1 protein-coding gene is annotated in these 1,599 nt (G+C 68.2%); it reads right to left on the bottom strand.

Annotated elements, in window-relative coordinates:
• Positions 1-91 precede the first annotated feature (91 nt).
• Positions 92-1,300, bottom strand: a complete 1,209-nt coding sequence (locus ACFUPX_RS44135; RefSeq protein WP_383335411.1) for a S8 family peptidase — start codon at positions 1,298-1,300, stop codon at positions 92-94.
• Positions 1,301-1,599: the final 299 nt, after the last annotated feature.

Below are 1,599 nucleotides of genomic sequence, written 5' to 3' on the forward strand. Positions count from 1 at the left end.
GGGGGGGGGGGGGGGGCGGGCGCGGCGCGGGGGCCCGGGGGGGGGGGGGCCGCTCGCCCCGCCGGTTCAGTGGGTGTTGCTCGACCGGGTGTTACTCGACGACCTTGAGCAGCTTGTTGGGCGTGCCCTCGCTCGGGTTCGAGATCTTGTCCGCGGTCGCACCGTCGGTCAGCGCCTTGGCGACGGCGTCCGGCTTGGCGTCCGGGTGGGCCGCGAGGTAGACGGCCGCAGCGCCCACGACGTGCGGGGTGGCCATCGACGTACCGGAGATGGTGTTGGTGGCGTCGTCACCCGTGTTCCAGTCGGACGTGATGTCCGAGCCCGGGGCGTAGATGTCCACGGACTTGCCGAAGTTGGAGAAGTCCGACTGCTCGTCGTCCTTGGTGGAGGAGGCGACCGTGATGGCCTCCTTCACGCGGGCCGGGGAGCCCTGCGAGGCGTCCGCGGACTCGTTGCCCGCCGCGACCGCGAAGGTGACGCCGGAGGCGATCGCCTTCTGGACCGCCGCGTCGAGCGCCTCGTCGGCGCCGCCGCCGAGGCTCATGTTGGCGACCGAGGGGCCCTTGTGGTTCTTGGTGACCCAGTCGATGCCCGCGACGACCTGCTCGGTGGTGCCGGAGCCCTGGTCGTCCAGGACGCGGACCGCGACGACCTTCGCCTTCTTGGCGACGCCGTGCGCCTCACCGGCGATGGTGCCGGCGACGTGCGTGCCGTGGCCGTTGCCGTCGTCCGCGTCGTCGTCGTTGTCGATGGCGTCGAAGCCGGACGTGGCGCGACCGCCGAAGTCCTTGTGGCTGACGCGGACACCGGTATCGATGACGTACGCGGTGGCGCCCTCACCCGCGGCGTCCGGGTAGGTGTACTTCTTGTCGCCCGCGGTGTCGTCCTGGTCGATGCGGTCCAGGCCCCACGACGGCGGGTCGTCCTGCGTGGCGTTGATGCTGAACTTCTTGGACTGGACGACCTTGCCGACGGCCGGGTCGGCGGCCAGGCGCTTGGCCTCGGTCTCGGTGAGGCTCTTGGCCGAGAAGCCGTTGATCGCGGAGGAGTAGTTCCGCTTCAGCTCGCCGCCGTACTCCGAGGCGAGGTCGGACTTGGCGCCCTTGTCGGCCTTCTCGTCGAGCATGACGATGTAGCTGCCGGAGACGGCACCCTTGGCGTCGGCTCCGTAGACCTTGCCCTCGGCCGGGGTTGCCGCGCCGGCGAACGAGGTGGCGAAGACGGTGACACCGACGGCGGTGGCGGTCGCGGCTATCGCCGAGACGAGCTTCACCGAGCGTGCACGCTTGTGTGTTGCCATGAAGAGGGATCTCCTCGTGGTGATGTGGGGGGATGTGGGGGGGTTGTGGGGTTTTCAAAACTTCACTGCGACGACCCTTGAGATCCGGAAGATCTCCGGGCGTTGGGACGAAACCATGTCTGATTGACGCGCGCAGATCAATACCTACATGCACCTGTGACTTGTTCAACAAGGTTCTGTAATAACAAAACGGGCCCCCGCCGCCAGATCGGACATCACACGACTCCACGCCCCTCAAGTCCTCATGGATGTAAGGGGCTTGTGACGACCGAAACCCCCCGGCCGGGCTGGAGGTATCC

Origin of the sequence: Streptomyces sp. NPDC057302, from assembly GCF_042667685.1 — a bacterium.
Classification (GTDB): domain Bacteria; phylum Actinomycetota; class Actinomycetes; order Streptomycetales; family Streptomycetaceae; genus Streptomyces.